The 21273-nt window shown below is 37.4% G+C and carries 14 protein-coding genes and 3 tRNA genes; 11 read left to right on the top strand and 6 right to left on the bottom strand.

Annotated elements, in window-relative coordinates; genetic code table 11:
• The first annotated feature begins 106 nt into the window (after positions 1-106).
• The gene (gene hisS, locus ACKTS5_RS15355; protein WP_408044776.1) at positions 107-1471 is read left to right on the top strand and encodes a histidine--tRNA ligase; all 1365 of its coding nucleotides are present in this window, start codon (positions 107-109) and stop codon (positions 1469-1471) included.
• 64 nt (positions 1472-1535) lie between these two features.
• Positions 1536-2204 (top strand): GTP cyclohydrolase I FolE, encoded by a 669-nt coding sequence (gene folE, locus ACKTS5_RS15350; protein WP_408044775.1) that lies wholly within the window; start codon positions 1536-1538, stop codon positions 2202-2204.
• Between the two features lie 113 nt (positions 2205-2317).
• Here folE and ACKTS5_RS15345 read toward each other — a convergent pair whose 3' ends face one another.
• Both ACKTS5_RS15345 and gyrA read right to left on the bottom strand, forming a co-directional pair.
• Entirely contained in the window at positions 2318-3562 is a 1245-nt protein-coding gene (locus ACKTS5_RS15345; protein ID WP_408044774.1) for a tetratricopeptide repeat protein, read from the bottom strand.
• Positions 3563-3575: 13 nt separating this feature from the next.
• Positions 3576-6095: a DNA gyrase subunit A gene (gyrA, locus tag ACKTS5_RS15340; protein ID WP_408044773.1), complete on the bottom strand. Its 2520-nt coding sequence runs from the start codon at positions 6093-6095 to the stop codon at positions 3576-3578.
• 320 nt (positions 6096-6415) lie between these two features.
• Here gyrA and ACKTS5_RS15335 point away from each other — a divergent pair, with 320 nt between their 5' ends.
• Positions 6416-8968 (top strand): ATP-dependent Clp protease ATP-binding subunit, encoded by a 2553-nt coding sequence (locus tag ACKTS5_RS15335; RefSeq protein ID WP_408044772.1) that lies wholly within the window; start codon positions 6416-6418, stop codon positions 8966-8968.
• 73 nt (positions 8969-9041) lie between these two features.
• On the opposite strand, the gene ACKTS5_RS15330 is transcribed toward ACKTS5_RS15335, so the two are convergent.
• Together ACKTS5_RS15330 and ACKTS5_RS15325 are read right to left on the bottom strand one after the other, a co-directional pair.
• Entirely contained in the window at positions 9042-9809 is a 768-nt protein-coding gene (locus tag ACKTS5_RS15330) for a C40 family peptidase (protein WP_408044771.1), read from the bottom strand.
• A gap of 21 nt (positions 9810-9830) precedes the next feature.
• Complete coding sequence (locus ACKTS5_RS15325) at positions 9831-11006, bottom strand: acetyl-CoA C-acyltransferase (protein WP_408044770.1); 1176 nt, start codon at positions 11004-11006, stop codon at positions 9831-9833.
• A gap of 106 nt (positions 11007-11112) precedes the next feature.
• On the opposite strand from ACKTS5_RS15325, the gene ACKTS5_RS15320 reads away from it, so the two are divergent.
• The 4 genes from ACKTS5_RS15320 to ACKTS5_RS15305 all read left to right on the top strand — a co-directional run bounded on the left by ACKTS5_RS15320 (position 11113) and on the right by ACKTS5_RS15305 (position 13538).
• Positions 11113-13176, top strand: a complete 2064-nt coding sequence (locus tag ACKTS5_RS15320) for an HD family phosphohydrolase (RefSeq protein WP_408044769.1) — start codon at positions 11113-11115, stop codon at positions 13174-13176.
• Between the two features lie 101 nt (positions 13177-13277).
• A tRNA-Ser gene (locus tag ACKTS5_RS15315) sits at positions 13278-13360 on the top strand.
• Positions 13361-13383: 23 nt separating this feature from the next.
• Positions 13384-13458: transfer RNA gene (locus tag ACKTS5_RS15310), tRNA-Pro, on the top strand.
• A gap of 6 nt (positions 13459-13464) precedes the next feature.
• A tRNA-Arg gene (locus tag ACKTS5_RS15305) sits at positions 13465-13538 on the top strand.
• Positions 13539-14337: 799 nt separating this feature from the next.
• Here ACKTS5_RS15305 and ACKTS5_RS15300 read toward each other — a convergent pair.
• Entirely contained in the window at positions 14338-14679 is a 342-nt protein-coding gene (locus ACKTS5_RS15300) for a hypothetical protein (protein WP_408044768.1), read from the bottom strand.
• A gap of 10 nt (positions 14680-14689) precedes the next feature.
• Positions 14690-16834: a hypothetical protein gene (locus ACKTS5_RS15295; protein ID WP_408044767.1), complete on the bottom strand. Its 2145-nt coding sequence runs from the start codon at positions 16832-16834 to the stop codon at positions 14690-14692.
• Positions 16835-17024: 190 nt separating this feature from the next.
• Between ACKTS5_RS15295 and ACKTS5_RS15290 the strand changes: the two genes are divergently transcribed.
• From ACKTS5_RS15290 to ACKTS5_RS15275, 4 genes are all read left to right on the top strand, one after another.
• A complete protein-coding gene (locus ACKTS5_RS15290) occupies positions 17025-17252 on the top strand; it encodes a hypothetical protein (RefSeq protein WP_408044766.1) in 228 nt (75 codons plus the stop codon).
• 144 nt (positions 17253-17396) lie between these two features.
• Positions 17397-17654, top strand: coding sequence for a DUF4145 domain-containing protein (locus ACKTS5_RS15285; protein ID WP_408044765.1), 258 nt, complete (start codon positions 17397-17399; stop codon positions 17652-17654).
• A 1418-nt stretch (positions 17655-19072) separates the two neighbouring features.
• Positions 19073-19585, top strand: coding sequence for a hypothetical protein (locus ACKTS5_RS15280; RefSeq protein ID WP_408044764.1), 513 nt, complete (start codon positions 19073-19075; stop codon positions 19583-19585).
• A 487-nt stretch (positions 19586-20072) separates the two neighbouring features.
• Positions 20073-21251 (top strand): efflux RND transporter periplasmic adaptor subunit, encoded by a 1179-nt coding sequence (locus ACKTS5_RS15275; RefSeq protein WP_408044763.1) that lies wholly within the window; start codon positions 20073-20075, stop codon positions 21249-21251.
• Positions 21252-21273 lie beyond the last annotated feature (22 nt).

Genomic DNA, 21273 nt, shown 5'->3' with positions numbered 1-21273 from the left:
CAGTTGTCAAACCAGCCTAGGGCTAGGAAGCTATTTTTCCTTAAATCGCTGTTACCGAGGAGTGCTAAATTGAGTACGAGAATTGAACACAGATAATCAGAACACTATGAAGCCAAGTATTCCAAAGGGAACGAGAGATTTTTCGTCAACGGAAGTTGCGAAGAGGAATTATATATTTTCAATTATCAAGCAATCATTCGAGCATTTCGGTTTTCAACCTATTGAAACGCCAAGTTTTGAAAAGTCAGAAACCTTGATGGGGAAATACGGTGAGGAAGGAGATCGTTTGATCTTTAAAATTTTGAACTCGGGAGATTACTTGAGCAAGGTAAATGACGATTTATATACCGCTAAGGACAGTCAAAAAATGACAGCGAAAATATCGGAAAAAGCCTTGCGTTACGATTTAACAGTGCCGTTTGCTCGTTATGTAGTGCAACATCAGAACGATATTACTTTTCCTTTTAAACGTTACCAAATCCAACCTGTTTGGCGTGCAGACCGTCCGCAAAAAGGACGCTTTAGAGAATTCTATCAATGTGATGCCGATGTGGTAGGAAGTACTTCGCTTTGGCAAGAAGTAGATTTTGTACAGTTGTACGATACTGTTTTCAGTGCTTTAGGCTTGGAAGGAACGACAATTAAGATGAACAATCGTAAAATTTTGGCGGGAATAGCTGAGGTGATCGGCGCTAAAGACAAGCTGATTGATTTTACGGTAGCACTTGATAAGCTCGACAAAATAGGAAAAGATGGGGTTGTAAAAGAGATGATCGCAAAGGGAATTTCTGAAACAGCCATCGAAAAGGTAGCACCACTATTTGATTTTTCAGGAAGTAGTGCTGATAAATTAACCTCTCTAGAAGGAATGTTGGCCGATTCGGAAGAAGGGATGGCTGGTGTAAGCGAATTGCGTTTTATAGTACAGGCAATTGAAGAGCTCGGATTGACTTCAGCGAAATTGGACGTAGATGTTACTTTAGCAAGAGGATTAAACTATTACACCGGAGCTATTTTTGAAGTAGCAGCTCCGGAGCAAGTAAAAATGGGATCTATCGGAGGTGGAGGTCGTTATGACGACTTGACAGGTATTTTCGGACTAAAAGACGTGTCGGGTGTGGGTATCTCTTTTGGGCTTGACCGAATTTATTTGGTGATGGAGGAGCTCGGGTTGTTTGAGCAAGTAGCATTGCCTAAACCTAAAGTGGTGTTCTTAAACTTCGATGAGACTGAGAATATAGCGAAAGTAAAGGCGATAAAGACTTTGCGTACTGCAGGAATCAATGCCGAATTGTACCCAGATACAGCTACGAGCAACAAGCAACAAAAGAAACAATGGAAATACGTAACCAATAGAGGCATAGAATTTGTTGTTACCGAAGTACGAGAAGATAAATTTACCATCAAAGAAATGCAAGGAGGGGAGCAAAAAGAGCTCACTGTAAACGAAATAGTGAATTTGATAAATTAACTTACCTGTTTGTTGTATCTTTGCAAAATCAATTTTGAAAAAAATGTTCGAACTAAATAATAATATGAACGAAGATAGAATTGACGAAATAGGAGAAAACCACATCGGAACATCTGCTAAAACGCCTTTGCGTGCCGATGCTTTTGATATTTCGGACAAGGAAAAAATAGAACGCATCCAAGAAAATGTAAAAGAGATTTTAGAAACTCTTGGAATGGATTTGACGGACGACAGTTTACAAGGAACTCCTAAGCGTGTAGCGAAGGCTTTCGTAAACGAGATTTTTAGTGGGTTAAACCCTGCTAACAAACCAAAAGCTTCGACTTTTGAGAATAATTACAATTACGGAGAGATGTTGGTGGAGAAGAATATCGTAGTGTATTCTACTTGTGAGCACCATTTGTTACCGATAGTAGGACGCGCGCACGTTGCGTATATTTCTAATGGGAAAGTAATTGGACTTTCTAAAATGAATCGATTGGTAGAGTACTTTGCGAAGCGCCCGCAGGTACAAGAGCGTTTGACGATGCAAATTGTACAGGCAATGCAAGAAGCACTAGGGACAGAAGATGTTGCTTGTGTGATTGATGCGAAGCACTTATGTGTAAACTCTAGAGGAGTGAAAGACATCGAAAGTAGTACGGTTACTGCTGAATTCGGTGGGAAGTTTAAAGAAAAGGACACCAAGAAAGAATTCTTAGGCTACCTTCAAATGGAAACGACTTTTCACTAAGGTAGTACAACCGAAAGCATAAAAAAAACAGTCTGAGAGAACCACTTTTAGACTGTTTTTTTATGTGTAAAAATTAAAAAAAGCTGAGCAATTTGCTCAGCTTTTTTGTGATATTATCTCATTGATTTGTATAAATCTCTGAATTCTTTAGCCTTGTCAGACATTTCTAATACTTCGTAAATGTTCATTAACGTTTTTACAGTATCGATATTTCTGTTTAAGCTATCCGCTTTTTCTAAGAAAGGTAAGGCTTCCTTATAAACTTCTTTTTGTTGAAGTGCTAACTGATCGTACTTTTTAAAGTTCGATAAGTTTTTGTTCATTTCTTCAACAATTTTCTTGTCTTTGTCTAATACAGTAACGGCTAAGTTCATGTAAGCATCTGAGTAATCAGGCTTTAATTCGATCGCCTTTTCGTAGTACTTTTTAGCGTCCTCAACACGTCCTTGGTTGTAGTTTACAACACCTAAGTTATAGTACAAAATTGGGTTGTTAGGATCTAAAGAGATCGCTTCAGACATCAACTCACCAAACTTATCCATACGCTCTAACTCAATGTATAATTGCGCTTCGTTTAAGATTAAGTTCAAATCTTTTGGATTTTGCTTACGAGCTTCAGCCATTGCGTTGATCGCTTCTTCAGTTTTACCTTGCTCTTTTAAGATCAAAGCAACACTCTTTGCCATACTTGCTACTTTCGATTTGGTTTTTCTTACAGTAGGCTTGATGTACTGCTTAGAACGCACCATTAAATCTCTTTGTGCTTTTGAGCTAAATGGCTCTACTTTACCTGTCGCTTTGTTGGTAGCGATGTACTGCGTTTCGATACCGGTATAGCCCATATCTTTTAACTCCTTGTAGTACCCTAAGGCTTTCTCGTAGTTTTTAGATTGCGTGTAGGCTACTGCTGCGTTGTACATAAAAGAAGTATCTTTTGGGCTCAACTGATAGGTCAAGTAAAAGTACTTACCAGCGGTATCGTAGTCTTTACCTTCGTTGTAAACTTTTACTGCTTTTTTAGATACGTCCTGAATCATTTTGTTTAATAAAGGAGCTGCATCTTTTGTATAACGCTCTCTGTCAATCTCCTTCTCAAAAGCCAATAACTTATTAAAAGCAGCTGCTGAGGTAGCGTAATCTTGCTTTGCTGCATACGCTTTACCTTTCAAGAAGTAGAACTTAGCTTTGTATTTATCATCTGCATTAGCAATTAACTTTTCAGCAGCGTTAATTGAACTAATAGCTTGTGCGAACTGTTGTTTCTTAATAGCTTTCTCCGCAGCCTTTAACTCAGCCTTCTGTGCAAAAGTTGCCATAGACGCTACACCTAAAGAAAGTGCTAAAATTTGTTTTTTCATTCTTAATTAAAATTTATTGTTGTTCTTGGTTCTCGTCATTAGAGTTTTCAATTTCCATGCCAATTTCTAATTGACCATCTTGTTCTTCCTCTTCTTCTTCGTGCATTACTTTTGCAACAGCAGCAATACTGTCGTTGTTTTTTATGTTGATTAAGCGCACTCCTTGCGTTGCACGTCCCATCACACGTAAATTCTCAACAGCGAGTCGGATTGTCAAACCAGACTTGTTGATAATCATCAGGTCATTACTGTCATCCACGTTTTTGATGGCTACTAAATTACCTGTTTTTTCAGAAATATTCAACGTTTTTACTCCTTTACCACCACGGTTTGTAATACGGTAGTCTTCGAGCTTCGAACGCTTTCCGTATCCTTTTTCAGAAACTACGAGAATATTGCTCTCCATATCATTAACAGAAACCATTCCGATTACTTCATCTTCGTCGTGTTGTAAGCTAATTCCGCGAACTCCAGAAGCCGTTCTACCCATAGGGCGCGTTTTTTCTTCTTCGAAACGGATGGCCTTACCAGACTTTAATGCTAACATCACTTGGCTGTCACCAGTGGTTAATTTTGCTTCTAGTAATTCGTCGTCTTCCTTAATAGTAATGGCGTTGATACCGTTTGCTCTAGGACGAGAATACTGCTCTAGTGGAGTTTTCTTAACGCGTCCTTTCTTGGTAGCCATAATAACGTAGTGGTTATTGATGTACTCTTCGTCTTTTAAGTCGGCGGTTACTAAGAAAGCTTTTACCTTGTCGTCTTGTTCGATGTTGATCAGGTTCTGAATAGCGCGTCCTTTGGTGTTTTTACCTCCTTCAGGAACTTCGTATACACGCATCCAGAATACTTTTCCTTTTTGGGTAAAGAACATCATGTATTGGTGGTTGGTAGCTACAAATAAGTGTTCCAGGAAGTCGGCGTTACGCGTGGTAGCTCCTTTCTGACCGCGTCCTCCTCTGTTTTGCACTTTGTACTCGTCGAGGTTGGTACGTTTTAAATATCCAGCGTTTGAGATGGTTACCACTACTTTTGAATTCGGAATCATGTCTTCGATACGCATGTCTCCACCAGCGTACTCGATTACAGATCGACGTTCGTCACCGTATTTGTCTTTGATGAGTAATAACTCTTCTTTGACGATGTTGTAGCGTCTTTCCTCGTTCGCTAAAATGTCTTTTAAATCGGCAATGGTTTTGATAATTTCATCGTATTCATTGCGCAATTTATCTTGCTCTAGTCCTGTTAACTGACGCAAGCGCATTTCGACAATAGCACGGGCTTGAATTTCAGTAAGTTCAAAGCGTTCGATGAGCTTTTCGCGAGCCTCGTCAGCATTTGACGATCCTTTGATGAGTTCAATTACTTCGTCGATATTATCAGAAGCGATAATCAATCCTTCAAGGATGTGTGCACGTGCTTCAGCTTTGTTCAGCTCGTACTGCGTTCTGCGAACGATCACTTCGTGACGGTGTTCTACGAAGTGGTGGATGAGTTGTTTTAAATTCAACTGCTCTGGACGTCCGTTTACCAAGGCGATGTTGTTTACGCTAAACGACGTTTGTAATTGTGTATACTTAAAGAGCTTATTTAAAACGATATTAGGGATGGCGTCGCGCTTTAACACGTACACGATGCGCATTCCTTTTCTATCTGATTCATCGCGGATACTCGCGATACCTTCTAATTTCTTTTCGTTTACCAAGTCAGCAGTTTTCTTAATCATTTCTGCTTTGTTTACCTGGTAAGGGATTTCGGTAACGATGATACATTCACGTCCTTTTACTTCTTCAATAGAAGCTTTGGCGCGCATTACAATACGTCCTCTTCCGGTGTGGAAAGCGTCACGTACCCCATCGTATCCGTAAATGATACCTCCGGTAGGGAAGTCAGGAGCTTTGATGTGTTGCATTAACTCATCAATCTCTATATCTCTATTATCTATGTAGGCTACTGTACCGTTAATGACCTCCGTTAAATTGTGAGGGGCCATGTTGGTCGCCATTCCTACGGCAATCCCTGAGGCACCGTTTACTAGTAGGTTAGGAATTCGCGTAGGTAATACAGTAGGTTCTTTTAATGTGTCGTCGAAGTTTAATTTGTGATCTACAGTGTCCTTTTCGATATCTGATAACATTTCTTCAGATATTTTTTGCATACGAACCTCCGTATAACGCATTGCTGCTGGGCTATCGCCATCCACAGAACCGAAGTTTCCTTGCCCGTCAATCATCATGTAACGCATACTCCAATCTTGCGCCATACGAACCATTGAATCATATACTGAGGTGTCACCATGCGGGTGATACTTTCCCAGTACTTCTCCAACGACTCTCGCTGATTTCTTGTAGGCTCCTGTAGCTTTAATTCCTAACTCATGCATTCCGAATAAAACTCTACGGTGTACCGGCTTTAATCCGTCGCGTACATCTGGTAGGGCTCTCGAGACGATCACCGACATTGAGTAGTCAATGTAGGCTGATTTCATTTGTTCTTCAATGTTGATAGGAATCAACTTTTCACCATCTGCCATATATTTTTGTTTAAAATATTAGTACTCGTTTTTCTATAAAAAAAAATGAATTTTATGTACCATAAAACCCCTTTTTCTAGTGCTCCCAAAAGCACGTGTTTTCTAAAACATTGCAAGATACAATAATGGGAATTCATACACAAAGTTTGGACTCGTGAATTGACTAGAGTTATTAACAATTTTCGCAGTAGTTTGAAATTTTTTTATGAATATCTCGACTTTTTATGAAAGTCAACTTGTCATAATTGGTCTTTGTGGCATTTTTTTTGTTTCTTTATTAGAAAAAACTCACTAACTTTACAAATAGACAAATCAATTTTATGGACGATAATTTTTCACCACAAGTTAGAGATGTGATCACCTTCAGTAAAGAAGAGGCACTGCGATTGGGGCATGACTTCATCGGTACAGAGCACTTACTTTTAGGGTTGATACGAAAAGGAGATGGGAAAGCCATTGAAATCTTGACTACATTTGATGTAGATCTCGATTTGGTGCGTAATAAATTGGAGAAGTTAAATCCCTCGACCCCAGCGATCGGTAGCAACCAAAAGAAGAGTCTTCACCTAACGAGACAAGCAGAGAAAGCGATTAAAACAACCTTCTTAGAAGCAAAGTTGTATCAGAGCAATGCTATCGATACCGCACACTTGTTGCTGTGTATCCTACGCAATGAAAATGATCCGACAACAAAACTGTTACAGAAGTACGATATCGATTACGAACAAGCGAAAGCACTATATAAAGAATTACACGTGGACGATTTTTCATCACCAATAGCGGAAACGCCTTCAGACGACGAGTTTGCAGACGAGAAGAGCAACCCGTTTGGACAACAGTCATCGCGAAGCAAACAACAAAAGAAGTCTAAAACTCCTGTTTTAGATAATTTTGGACGCGATTTAACGGCTTTGGCAGAGTCAGGGAAGTTAGACCCAGTAGTAGGACGATTAAAGGAAATAGAGCGCGTCTCTCAAATTTTAAGCCGTCGTAAAAAGAACAACCCGATGCTTATCGGTGAACCAGGAGTGGGGAAGTCTGCCATCGCGGAGGGCTTAGCCCTGCGAATTGTGAACCGCAAGGTGTCGAGAATTTTATTTGACAAGCGCATCGTATCGCTCGACTTAGCGAGCTTGGTGGCGGGAACAAAGTACAGAGGACAGTTCGAAGAGCGTATGAAAGCCCTGATGAACGAACTCGAAAAGAACGATGACATTATTTTGTTTATCGACGAAATTCACACCATAGTCGGTGCCGGAGGAGCTACGGGCTCACTCGATGCTTCGAATATGTTGAAGCCGGCCTTAGCAAGAGGTGAAATTCAATGTATCGGTGCTACCACCTTAGATGAATACCGTACGAATATCGAAAAGGACGGAGCTTTAGAGCGCAGGTTCCAAAAGGTAATCGTAGATCCGACTACTGTGGAAGAAACGGTACAGATTTTACACAACATCAAAGGAAAGTACGAGTCGCATCACCACGTAAACTTTACAGATGAAGCTATCGAGGCCTGTGTGAAGTTGACCAATCGCTACATGACCGATCGTTACCTTCCGGACAAGGCAATCGACGCTTTGGACGAGGCGGGATCGCGTATTCACATTACAAATATCGTAGTGCCACAGCAAATATTAGAGCTGGAAGCAAAACTAGAAGAAATTAGAGATCGCAAAACCAAAGCTGTAAGTGGACAGAAGTACGAAGAGGCAGCGAAGTTACGCGATGACGAAAAGAATTTAGAAATGGCCTTGGAGTCAGCGCAGGCGCAATGGGAAGAGGATTCAAAGCTTCACCGAGAAACAGTTACGGAAGAAAACGTGGCTGAGGTAGTATCGATGATGACAGGAATCCCTGTAAATCGCGTTGCAGAAGCGGAGAGCAGCCGTTTGGCTGAATTGCCTAACATGATCAAAGGAAAGGTAATTGGGCAAGACGAAGCAGTGACCAAAGTAGTAAAGGCCATTCAACGAAATAGAGTAGGGTTAAAAGATCCTAACAAACCGATTGGTTCATTTATATTCCTCGGATCAACAGGGGTAGGTAAAACCCAATTGGCGAAGGTACTCTCTCGTGAATTGTTTGATTCGGAAGAATCGTTGATTCGCATTGATATGAGTGAGTACATGGAGAAATTTGCCATTTCTCGTTTAATTGGAGCACCTCCGGGATACGTAGGATATGAAGAAGGTGGCCAGTTGACAGAAAAAGTTCGAAGAAAGCCGTATTCAGTAGTGTTGTTAGACGAGATTGAGAAGGCGCATCCCGACGTGTTCAACATGTTGTTGCAAATTTTAGACGACGGACATATCACTGATAGTTTAGGAAGAAAGATCGACTTTAGAAATACGATTATCATTATGACTTCGAATATCGGGGTACGTAAGTTAAAAGATTTCGGAGGCGGTGTTGGATTCGGAACGACTTCGAAGAAAGAACAAGAAGACGCACATGCGAAGAGCATCATCGAAGGGGCTTTAAAAAAGTCGTTTGCACCTGAATTCTTGAACCGTATTGACGACGTGATCATCTTTAACGCACTTGAGCGTGAAGACATTCACAAGATTATCGATATCGAGTTGAATAAGTTACTCCAACGTATTGGTGACTTAGGATACCAGTTAACGTTAAGCGATGCAGCTAAAGACTATATCGCAGACAAAGGATACGACAAGCAGTACGGAGCACGTCCGTTAAAAAGAGCGATTCAAAAGTATATTGAAGATGCCTTGGCAGAGGAAATCGTCAATTCGAAATTAACAGAAGGAGACGCTATTTTTATGGACTTAGACTCAGAGACCAAACGATTGCGTATCAGTATCGAAAAAGGTGAAAAACCTGAAGAGACACGAACGGAAATTGATGAAGAATAGAAAATAGTTAACAAAAAAATGGATTGCCTCAGCAATCCATTTTTTTTTATGTTGTAAGTTGACAAAACACGACTTATAAAAAGCGCTTAATCACGCGCAGTTTGTGTGTGTGTTGTTGGGTGTCTACATTGTAAATACCACTGTGATCCAGCTTATCGATACGCACCTTTCCATGGGCGTGGATAATATTGTAATCGTTCATGATAATTCCGACGTGGGTAATTACGCCGTCTTTGTTATCAAAAAAGGCGAGGTCTCCGGGTTCGCTTTCTTCGATAAAGCTCAGTACTTCACCTTGCGTTGCTTGTTGTTTCGCATCGCGCAGCAAATCGTAACCACACAACTTGTACACCGTTTGGGTAAATCCAGAACAGTCGATACCAAAAGGTGATTTTCCACCCCATAAATAAGGGACGTTTAAAAACATATACGCGATTCTTACGATATCGCTTTTTGGCAATGGACCTGCGTTAAACTTCCCTTCGTAGGTATAGCGTTGCTGATTGATTTGGATGCTGTTGTCCTTAAAAAAAGGCAGGTGAGCTCCGAGTGGAATCGTCGTTAAACGATTGGAATTATCCGTGATAAAATCGATCAAATCGCCGGCGTAATGCTTGGCAGATTCTTCGAGTTCTCTAAAATCAGTTTCCGCAATTTCACGGTACTGTTTATTGTCAATATAGCCTTCATAACCATCAAAAGCTAATTTTATTTTGCTCCATTTTTTTCCTTGCTCTAACACGGTGAAATGCTCACCAAAGAGCACTTGATTCACCATTTCAGACAGGTCTGAAGGTTCTAAGCGTAGGGGAACAATACTTAGGTTACAAATTCCGAACATCGACACGAGTTTTACAAGTTGTTAGATTCTTTCAATCACCATTGCACTTGCACCACCACCACCGTTACAAATTCCGGCAGCTCCAATTTTTGCGTTGTTTTGCGCTAAAATAGAGGTCAAAGCAATCACGATACGCGCTCCAGAAACTCCTAATGGGTGTCCTAAAGAAACCGCTCCACCGTTTACATTTACTTTGTCAGCAGTCAGTCCTAAGATTTTCATATTCGCTAAGCCAACTACAGAAAAAGCTTCGTTTAACTCGAAATAATCTACTTCTTCCATCGCTACTCCTGCTTTAGCTAAGGCTTTAGGTAAAGCTTTTGCCGGTGCAGTAGTAAACCATTTTGGCTCTTGAGCAGCATCTGCATATCCTCTGATTTTTGCAAGCGGAGTAATTCCGAGCTCAGCAGCTTTTTCAGCAGACATAAGCACTAGGGCAGCACCACCGTCGTTAATCGTAGAAGCATTGGCAGCAGTTACAGTACCTTCTTTGGTAAAAGCAGCACGTAACGCTGGGATTTTATCCATTTTTACATTCTTGTACTCTTCGTCTTCTGCGAAAACTAACGGTTCACCACGACGCTGAGGTACTTCTACAGGGACTACTTCGTCAGCGAATTTTCCTTCGCTCCAAGCTTTCGCTGATCGCGTGTATGATTCTACTGCGAAGGCATCTTGATCTTCTCTTGAAATTTCGTATTCCGTAGCACAATCATCGGCGCAAACACCCATGGCTACTTTTTGATAAGCATCTACTAATCCGTCTTTTTGCATCCCGTCTTCTAAGGTAACAGGACCGAATTTAGCTCCTTTTCTAGCGTGTTGGTAGTGTGGAATCATACTCATGTTTTCCATACCTCCAGCAACGACTACATCGGCATCACCAAGGGCAATACTCTGTGCAGCTAACATAATAGACTTCATTCCTGAAGAACATACTTTGTTTACTGTTGTACAAGGTACCGTTTCAGGAATTCCAGCAAAAATTGCTGCCTGACGTGCCGGTGCTTGTCCTAATCCAGCAGAAACCACATTTCCCATAAAAACTTCATCCACCTGCTCTGGTGCTAAGTTTATTTTGGCCAAAGCTCCTTTGATAGCTACAGCTCCAAGTTTTGGCGCAGGTACTGAAGATAAGGTACCTAGAAAGCTCCCGATAGGGGTTCTTGCCACTGATGCGATTACTACTTCTTTCATATCTTGAATGTATATTTGCGTTAAATTAAGTCTTGCGAAAATAACTATTTTATGCCAAGTACTCAAATAATATAGAAAGGTTATCTTTACGTTTTAATCAAAAAGAATGAATCGAATTATCAATAGGTTATACAAAAACAATGCAATTGTATACAAAGTACTATTGTTCTTATTTACGGCGGTGGCGATAGTGTATCTTTTTCCGAAAGGAGGGAAGTTTAAATACGATGTGGTTTCGGGAAAACCCTGGCAATACGACAATCTGATAGCCCCGTTTGATTTTGCGATTTACAAAACCGAGGCAGAGATACAAGCAGAGAAAGCACAGCTGACGAGCGAGGCTAAAAAGTACTTCGTTTACGACCAAGAGATTCCCAAAGAAATTCTGAGTGCCTTAAAAAATCAGGTGACACAATGGACCTTGTCCGACTCGTTGCGCATACGTCAAAAGGTAGCTTTAGAAAAGCGCGCAAATGCCATTTTACGTTTGATTTATCAATACGGATTTGTCGATAACGAAACCGTAGAAAATCACCTGCAAAACCTAAACGATCTCATAGTAATACGAAAAGGAAATTCTGCAGAAGAGGTGCTGGCCTCCAAGCTAATGCGATCGGAAAAGATACTCCCTACCATACATCAAAAAATTCAAGATTTGTCGCTAGGACATCAGCAATTGTTGCTTGCCAGTTTGGCCAATATTGCACGTCCTAATGTGCGGTTCGATGAAAAATTCACCCAGAAAGAGTTAGAAGCGACCTTAGACGAGATTTCGTATACCAAGGGTAGGGTAGCCAAGGGAGAATTGATTATCCTCAAAGGAGACATCGTCGAAGGGAGGCGTTTGAGCGTGCTGGAATCGTATAAGCAGGCGTCACAGTCGACCATTTGGTCCAAATCGAACTACAACTGGATTGTATTTGGCTATACCATACTCGTTTCCCTGGCATTGCTCATGTTATTGTTATTTTTACAGCGTTACCGTTTGTCTATTTACAACGACAACAACAAAGTGACTTTTATCTTTTTCAACGTATTCGTCATGATTTTAGTTCAGACGATGGTGGTTAAGACCAATTCAGCCTATTTGTACGTCGTTCCGCTCAGTATCCTACCCATAGTACTCAAAGCCTTTTTCGATGCTCGTTTGGGTTTATTTACGCATGTTTTGACGGTGCTGCTACTCGGGTTTATCGTTCCGAACAGTTTTGAATTTATTTACTTGCATATTATTGCGGGGATCGTGACCATTTTAACGGTGTCAGAATTATATAAACGCGCTAACTTATTTATCTCGATAGGTCAGATTACACTGATTTACATGGTTACCTATTTTGCCTTTTCGATTATCAAGGAGGGAAATGCCGATCAAATAAACTGGTTGTACTTCGGACTGTTTGCTGCGAATGGCCTGTTGTCGTTTTTAGCGGTTTTCTTTATCTATTTTTACGAAAAGCTATTTGGGTTGGTTTCGGATGTGACTTTGTTGGAACTGTCCAATACGAACTCCAAACTCTTAAGGGAATTGAATGAGAAGGCACCGGGAACTTTTCAGCACTCGATGCAGGTTGCTAATTTAGCAGAGGCGGCTGCGAATGAAATAGGGGCGAACTCGATGTTGGTGCGCACGGGCGCGTTGTATCACGATATTGGAAAGATGGTTAATCCGATGTACTTTACGGAAAACCAAGCAACGGGTGTTAACCCCCACAACGACTTATCGCCGAAAGACAGTGCGCGTATCATTCTGGATCACGTGATCAAGGGCATTGAGATTGCCAAGAAAAACAACTTACCGGATCGGATTATTGACTTTATACGCACGCATCACGGAACGAATGTGACTTATTACTTTTACAAGCAGGAATTGGAAAACAACCCTAACACGGAGGTAGACATCAAAAAATTCCAATACCAGGGTCCGATACCTTTTTCGAAAGAAACGGCGATTTTGATGATGTGTGATGCTGCGGAGGCGGCATCGAAAAGTTTAAAACAGCCAACGGCACAGCAAATCGACGAATTGATTGACAAGATAGTTGACAAGCAAAAAAGCGACAATCAGTTCATAAATTCGGATATCACGTTTCGGGAGATAGAAAAAATAAAAAAAATTATAAAGAATAAGTTAATGAATATCTACCACTTACGTGTTGAGTATCCAGATTAGCGAAAAAAAACGTCAAAAAAATTTGGCAGATACGTTAATCCGTTATATATTTGCACTCGCAATTTTTAATTCAATAATCGGAAACGAAAATTAAGAATTAAGGAGAGGTGGCAGAGTGGTAATGCAGCAGCCTGCTAAGCTGTCAACGTTTTTCGTTGCCCGGGTTCGAATCCCGGTCTCTCCGCAAACAATTGTAGATGACCCAATCGGGGTGTAGCGTAGCCCGGTCATCGCGCCTGCTTTGGGAGCAGGAGGTCGCAGGTTCGAATCCTGCCACCCCGACACAATGGTCGCGTAGCTCAGCTGGATAGAGCATCTGCCTTCTAAGCAGACGGTCACAGGTTCGAATCCTGTCGCGATCACAATAAGCCTTACTAGTTTTAGTAAGGCTTTTTTGTTTTCTGAGTATTTGGATAAGCTTCTGTAGTAATTAACAGTATGGATCATACCAAAACGTTGCGGTTACTTACAAATCCGAATTCATTTGTAGAGAAAGAAATCTACATTTTTTTACTCTAAATTATCTAATTCTATGCTGTTCGATTATATAGGAGGAGGTCATTACAGTCTCTGGATATTATAGTTTTTCAGATGAAGGTAAATTATAAAAAAGAGATTCATTCGAATCTCTTTTTTTGAATAGGATATATTTGCTCAATATACTTTATCGTATCTACTATATTATCAAATGTTTTTTGCAAGAAATTTGTTTTTCTCGATCAATGAAAATGAATTTTTCCTCTTCAACTAAAGCTTTAATATCTATAGTTAAGCTTTTTATTGGATCTTCACCTGAATAACCTCTTTTAGGATAAGAAATGCCCTTTTCCTGTTTTAGAAATGTTCTATATCCAATATTGTTTAGTTCATACTTTAGCAATTCTAGATTTGTTATTGAAGTACCTTTAATCTTTTTCTTGAATAAAAACATTTAAATCTTCAGTACTTTCAAAATCATTGTAAACAGGTATTTGTTCATTAAAATACATATGTTTAATTATCTTGCATGGGATTGTTACCTGAGATACAGAACCTAAAATAGGTTCACCGTACTTATCATCTATTCCACAGAATAAAATCCCATGCGCTTCTTGTAAATATGGAGAATACCCTATTTTTTTATTATTCTACTATTGCTATTAACTCGCTTTGTAACATCTTTTAAATATAATCTTCAGGCTTTTTTAACTCTCTATCTTCTAAAAGAAGTTTATATTCTTCCTTTTCCATAAAGGTTTTGAATAGCATCAGATACTCATAAACTTCTTCATTTGTGAATTTCAGTTTACCAATAACAGGAGCATTTTCCATAATACTCTCAAATTTGAAACTAGGGTTTTTCTCAGCCCATTTTAAGGAATCATACATGTTTTTTCTTTCTTGTAAATCATAAGCATCTTTCAAGTATTCAGCAGAATCATTATTAAATACAGCATCTTCTAAAGAGTCTAAATCATATAGCTCCCAGATTTGAGTCATCAAATTTCTTTTTAATTTATCCATAATTTTTTAATTAAAATCCATTAATTATTTTTATACTTTTCGTCTCAACACCAGATGTTTTGAGAACTTTTATAATTTGTTTGTTTATTGCTTTACTAGGTTTGTAGTGACCACTTTTCCTAGATATTTCTTTTATTATTCCATTAACAACCTTTAATTCTCCAGCACTAGCTACAGGTTTACCAGCTAGAAAACTAGAATGATGTAATTTCCCTCTGATTTGAAATTTAGAAGCATAAATAATTCCATTTTCATCCATAACAAACATAACTCTACCTTTTCCACTATGTATTGTTCCTGCTTTAGATGTATCAAACAGCACTCCCTTATTATCAAATAATTTACCGTCTTTAATAGTTAACTTATACTTAATTCTCTCAAATTCATCAAAGTATTTAACTTTACTCGGCGCACACCAACTGTTAATTCCTGTTTCTTCACCAATATAATTGGATTTCATTTTAACAGTTTTTAGTTTTACTCTCAAATGTTTAGGGTCGTCTAAATCATCAAAAACCTCTTTTAACTGCTTTTTATTTAGTTTTTTAAGTTTATTTAATCCTTTTCTACCAAAACGTTTAATAAAAGTAACACTTTTTCCTATAAAATTAATAAGGTTAGATACTCCTAAAGCTATTTGATATACCAATAAGAATAGCGATATTATTGCAATAATATCATGTGCTAAATTATAATATAATCGTTCTACATTACCTTCTTGTAATGCTTTTTGATATTCTTTAGTCGAACTTTGTAATAAGGTAGTAAAAATACCTTCATCTAACATTTTCTTTATGGCTTTTACAAACTTTTCAAGTTCTTGGGGAGATTGCATTTTAGCTAGAAACGCAGCTAATTGGGGAACTGCTTTTACTTGGTCAATCATACCATTGATTAGCCCACAAAATTGTGCATTCAAGAGGGTATCTCCCTCAATAAGCGGTTGATAATTTTCAATCCTTGGATTCCAATTGTATTCTTCAAACCTGAAAGAATCTAGTAAATCAACAGCGAATTTTGTAGCTTTTAAACCTAAATATAATGCTGGGTTTACTTTAAATACCTCTTTGTTTTCACTATTGTTTTTTAAGTCTTCTAAAATATATAGGGAAGTCATAGCTCTCCCTAAGCCTTTGTTTGTAGCAGCATCAATTTTTCCTTTACTAAAACTTTGGTTTTCTAGTTCTACTTTTATTAGGTTACTTATTAGGTCTTCAAGATATTCTTGAGTAATCTCTCTTTTCTTTAGATCTTTAGCTACATTAGTCCCAAATTGTATGAGAATAAAAGAACTATCCTTATGTACTAACCAAATATAAATTTCATTGGGTTTAGGAGCTACTTTTACCCCTGCATTAATCGTGTTGTCAGTCTTTAATTGTACATCCCTTTGCGATTTTTCAATAAATACATATGGTTTGTATTTGTCTGCAATTGTAAAATCTTCCATAAAAGAAGTTACTTTTTTAGAGAAGAGCGCATTGAATTCCGCTAATTCGGTTGCTTCTTTTTTAACTCCCAAAGTAATAAGCACATAACGCATCACACTGTCATGAACTAATTCCTGATTAAAAAAATTTTGAAATATCTTTTTATCCGTCCGGTAGATTTTCTGTTCTAACGACTCTATAGATACCTTTGTATCGTTATTTTCTAAAGATTGGTTCAAATAATTTTTGAATCTTTTTCCAAATTTAAAGGATACATCAATAGTTTCGTTTTCATCAACTTCAATGAAAGTTAATACTTCATTATCGGAAACTTTTACACGGTCTTTTCTTTCTTGTGCTAATACACCTTTTGGATATGTGTAATTAATGAGGCTAATTAAATATTCATGGTCATCAAAAGTGAATAATTTTCTTTCTGTCTTTTTTAATCCATTAAATAACTCAGCACCGTCATACATCCGCATTCCTTTTTCTTTGTAATAATTTTTGATGTAAGGCAAGAATTTATCCGCAAAATCAATACTATTAAATGTTTTCCAATCTAATTTAAAAACTTCATGTGGTCGTGCATTGAATTTTAGATTGTCAAAAGAGCCTTCTTTGAATGGGCTTTCAGGATGCTCTATCTTTTTCAGCCCAAATACCGGCTCAAAACCCTTTTTATTGAACTCATTAAGTTCATTCAGTGTTTTAAATGCTGTCATAACTTATTTTTTTGTAAAATGTTGTACAAATATAAAACAAAATACAAAAAAACAAAATAAAACTGTAAAATGTTATAATTAATAGATTCTTAAACTGTAATATGATTAAAAAATAGTATTTAAAGACAAAAAAGAATCTTTAGTAGAAGTTTGCAAATCTTTTGAAATAGAAACCAATGAGTATAAACATATGTATAAGTATTTAAGTTTACTGAAACAAAGTATAACTTCTATTGTGGATGTAGAAGATGAAAAGGAAGTATTAAGTTTATTTAAAGCTGGCGGTACAGCTACTCGCAAAAGTGAAATCAAGGGAATAGAAGATTTAACATTGGTCATTTATTGTGATGGAATGTGGTTAATCTATCCTGAGCTACCTGAAACGACATTAAAATTGTGTTTATGTGTATGTTGTTGATTTTCAGTGTTTTTTTTGTTTTGAAAATGCCTTCTAAGCAGACGGTTATTACACAACATCTTAATAGAGGAACTTAATATTAATGAAAGAAGTCTTGCTCAAGAAATTTAAAAATTCATTGACTTAGATGGAGTTGCAACACATTTGACTGATGCTGTTGACGCTGTTAGAAATATTGGAAACATTGCTGCTCACCCTACTAAAAATAAAAATACAGGAGAAATAGTTCCTGTAGAACATGGTGAAGCTGAATGGTTAATTGAGGTTATTGAAGCTTTATTTGACTTTACATTTATTCAACCAATAAAATTAGAAAGACGACGAAAAGAGTTAGATATTAAGCTTAAAGAAGTCGGAAAACCTGAAATGAAAACCAAAAAATGGAGATATGATTGCTCGTAACCCGAAAAATCATAATGATATATGGTTAGTTAATAAAAATACTTCAAAGACAATTTTAAAGAACTTTAATACTGTAGTCAAACTAAACGATTAAGAAAATATTTAGTTATTATTCTCCAAGTAAAATGGGTAGTTAACGAGCTTATCAAACCAAATTTCAAAAATATTAAATGGAAATCGATTGCACTAGGCCCACAATAAGTAAAACCTGGTTTTGGTTTAGGATAAAAGAATTTTGGTAAAATGAAATTATAAAATGTTAAGACAATGAACAGTATTAACAAATTATTGATATATGGTTTGTTTCGCTTGAAATTAGAAAAGCTAGGGAAGTTAATGTAATAGTATAAGCAGAGCTGAAATACTGAAATGATTATACAAATAGTCAATACAAAAGTTAATGTTAGATACATGGCATAAAATTATTATGGTCAAAAATATAAATTTTAATAACTGCAGGTTCTCCAATACCTAAAAAATGGAAAATGTTCTTTGATATAATTGTAAGCTTCCCCAAGTTAGAACTGCTTAACTGTAGAATTTTCTCAAAATTACAATTGTTTTTAATTCTTTAGGAACTACTCCTTAAATAATTGATTTCTGCGTATTTTATTGGAGGAAAATTCCTAAATACGGGAGGAGATCAAATTTTTATATACCTTGTTATATACACGTTATTTTTCTCTACTTGAGATTTTAAAATAGAGTCCAATAATAACGATTGAAATGAATAAGGTTAATTTAACCCAAAAAAAGTTTTCTTTGGCGTATCCTCCAAAAATGTCTGTGAATAGATATAATATTAGTGGTATATAAATTATTCTTTTATTCATACTTTCTATTGGTTAGATCTACAATCAGCTAGGTCAGCTTGAGCATTTTTGTTACTGTTTCTAAATGGAATTAATATGACTTAAATCTTCTTGTTTCTATATGGGGTCAATCAACATTATATTTCAAAATCTGATCGTTGTATTTTTCTAGAATAATTATTCTAAAAAATATTAGTATTAGGTATTTGTAATTCCTTCTTTTTCAGTTGAAGTAAAATTTCCCAAGCAATAGTACCTTGGTTATTTTCTAATCTACCCAAACCAGCCCATCCTATAGTTTCCTATGTTAAAGGGATAGGCTATAAATTATCATATAACAACTTTTTTTGGAAGGTATGATGTTTAGGGATCAAAGCAAAATGAAATGTAATAAGAGTACCTTTTTAGGTGTATCGAAGGGGATACTTATGGTTTATGATGCCTAAGTTGTGGGAATTTCTCTTATTAAGCAAAGTAGCGGGTTATTGAGGTGTTATGATGTTCCTAAAAAAGCACTTAGGAAGCTGAAAGCGTTGTTTCGGAAAGCTGATGTATTGGAAATTAGTAGTTTATGTTAGTTTGCCGTTATTAACCAAAAAAAGAATCATGAAAACTTTACACTTAGGAGCTCTTGTATTGGTGACTTTGCTGATAGGTTGTACTGCTGAGCAATTGCCAACAGAAGCCAAGGCAAATGAACCTGCTGTGAGCCTAGTTAACAAGAAGAACAAGAAAACACCGAGAGGCATTGTCACTGTTGAACTGGAATTCGGACCTGTTACGGAAGATGGAGAACTGGAGTATTCCGATAAACATTTGATCAAGTATAATTTTGAAGCACCTTTAGAGAGTAGCTCCCCAACATTAAAGATGGTACTTGCCAAAGATGCTAAGACCAAAGAGGAAGTACAGGTCGTTATTCATACTGGAGGTGTGGATACTCCTCCTGTACAAGGACTGGTCATTACATGGCCAGGATACGTTTTTGACAATGCTACCAATTGTTATGTATACGGGTACTATTCGTACGACACAGACACCGGACAAAGTTCTTTTACCACTGCCGATTTGGCTACTCAATCTACTATGAACAATTGTAATTACGGAGATATAGCCTAATAAATAAGGGGACGATTATTTGAGTGCCCCAATCTTATAAAAATCAAAAGCTTTACCGAATAGGGTAGGGCTTTTGTTTTTTTTTAAGGAAGCAAGACTCTGTGTTTTTTCATTTACAGTGGAATATCCGTATAAAATTTTTAGGGAGTTTAGCTGTTATTTTGATTGGTTTGGAGGTAAAGGAGTGGATGAATTCAAGCGTGGAGGCATTCAAATAGAGTCCATTTCCATTTAATAGTAACCCATCTAAAAAATAGGTTTTATCTCCCAGAATAGGAGTCTTGTTGGCGAGGAGGATTTTGAGAAGCCTTTTCGCGCTTTAAGACATATAGTAATGAAAATTTGAAAATTGTGTTTTATGATCATTTCTTAATAAATCGTAGATTTTGGTCATTTTATTGAAGATTATGGTTAGTTGTACTTGAGAGGGAGACAATAATTTTGCAGTCTAAATAATTTAAAGATACTTATTAAGTAGAAAACGATAATGATGAAAAGAACAGCAATAAAAGGTAGATTCATAATTTTGACAGCTACTGTAATCGCAATATTAACTGCTATTTCACTAGCTTTTACTAATAAAAAAGAGGAAAAAAGTCCAAGTGTACATCAAAAACCAATGGCCGTTAAAACGGCAAAACCTCTATTTGAAAAAATCAAGGAATGGGATGAATACACAGGAAGGTTTGAAGCAAGCAATCAGGTAGCGGTTCGTGCTAGAGTAAATGGTTATATAGAAAAGGTTAATTTTAAAGATGGTCAAATTGTAAATAAAGGAGACGTGCTCTTTATTATTGATCAACGTTCATTTAAAATTGAATTGCGTAAGGCTATGGCGAGATACGAGCAAATTCTTACCGTACAAAAACAAGCACAAGATAATTTTAATAGAGTACAGTCTTTAAAGGAGTCTGGGGCGGTGTCACTGGAAGAGTATGACCGTAGGGCTCAAGCCTTAGCTGCTGCAAAGGCAAATGTTCAATTAGCCGAAGCCACCGTTGCGGCTGCGGAGCTAAATCTTGAATTTACCAAAGTCAAAGCCCCTATTAAAGGACGCGTCGGTCGAGATTTTGTAAACAGAGGAAATTTAATTAATGGAGGAACCGCCAATGCGACACTATTAACAACTATTGTAACAACAAATCCCATATACTTTTATTTTTCCGAAAGTGAAGCAGATTTTTTAAAGTATACCCGTCGATCAAAAAACGGCAAAACTACTGCTATGCGTACTGTAGAACAACCGGTTCTGATTAAACTACAAGATGAAACTAGCTATCAACACAAAGGGGAAATGGACTTTATAGACAATCAAATTGATAGGAATACAGGAACTATTGAAGGAAGAGCAATTTTAGAAAATGACGATTACTTGCTAGAACCCGGAATGTTTGGCAAAGCTAAAATTGAAGTGAGTGATGAACACGAGGCAATTATGATTCCCGATGAGGTTATTGGAACAAATCAATCTGTTCGTTTTGTGTATGTCGTAACCAAAGAAAATAAAGTGAAATCAGTAAATGTTGAATTAGGACCTTTGCACAGTAATGGACTTCGTATTATTAGAAAGGGTTTATCTCCAAACGATGTATTAATTATCAATAATATTCAAAAAATTCGCCCGGGAATGACGATTGCTCCAACAGCCTCTTCTCTTACCGAATAACTAAACATCAAATAGTAATTAT

Origin of the sequence: Tenacibaculum litopenaei (genome assembly GCF_964514025.1) — a bacterium.
GTDB lineage: Bacteria > Bacteroidota > Bacteroidia > Flavobacteriales > Flavobacteriaceae > Polaribacter > Polaribacter litopenaei.
Note: the sequence above shows the minus strand (reverse complement) of the source record. Positions and strands in the feature narration are given on the sequence as shown.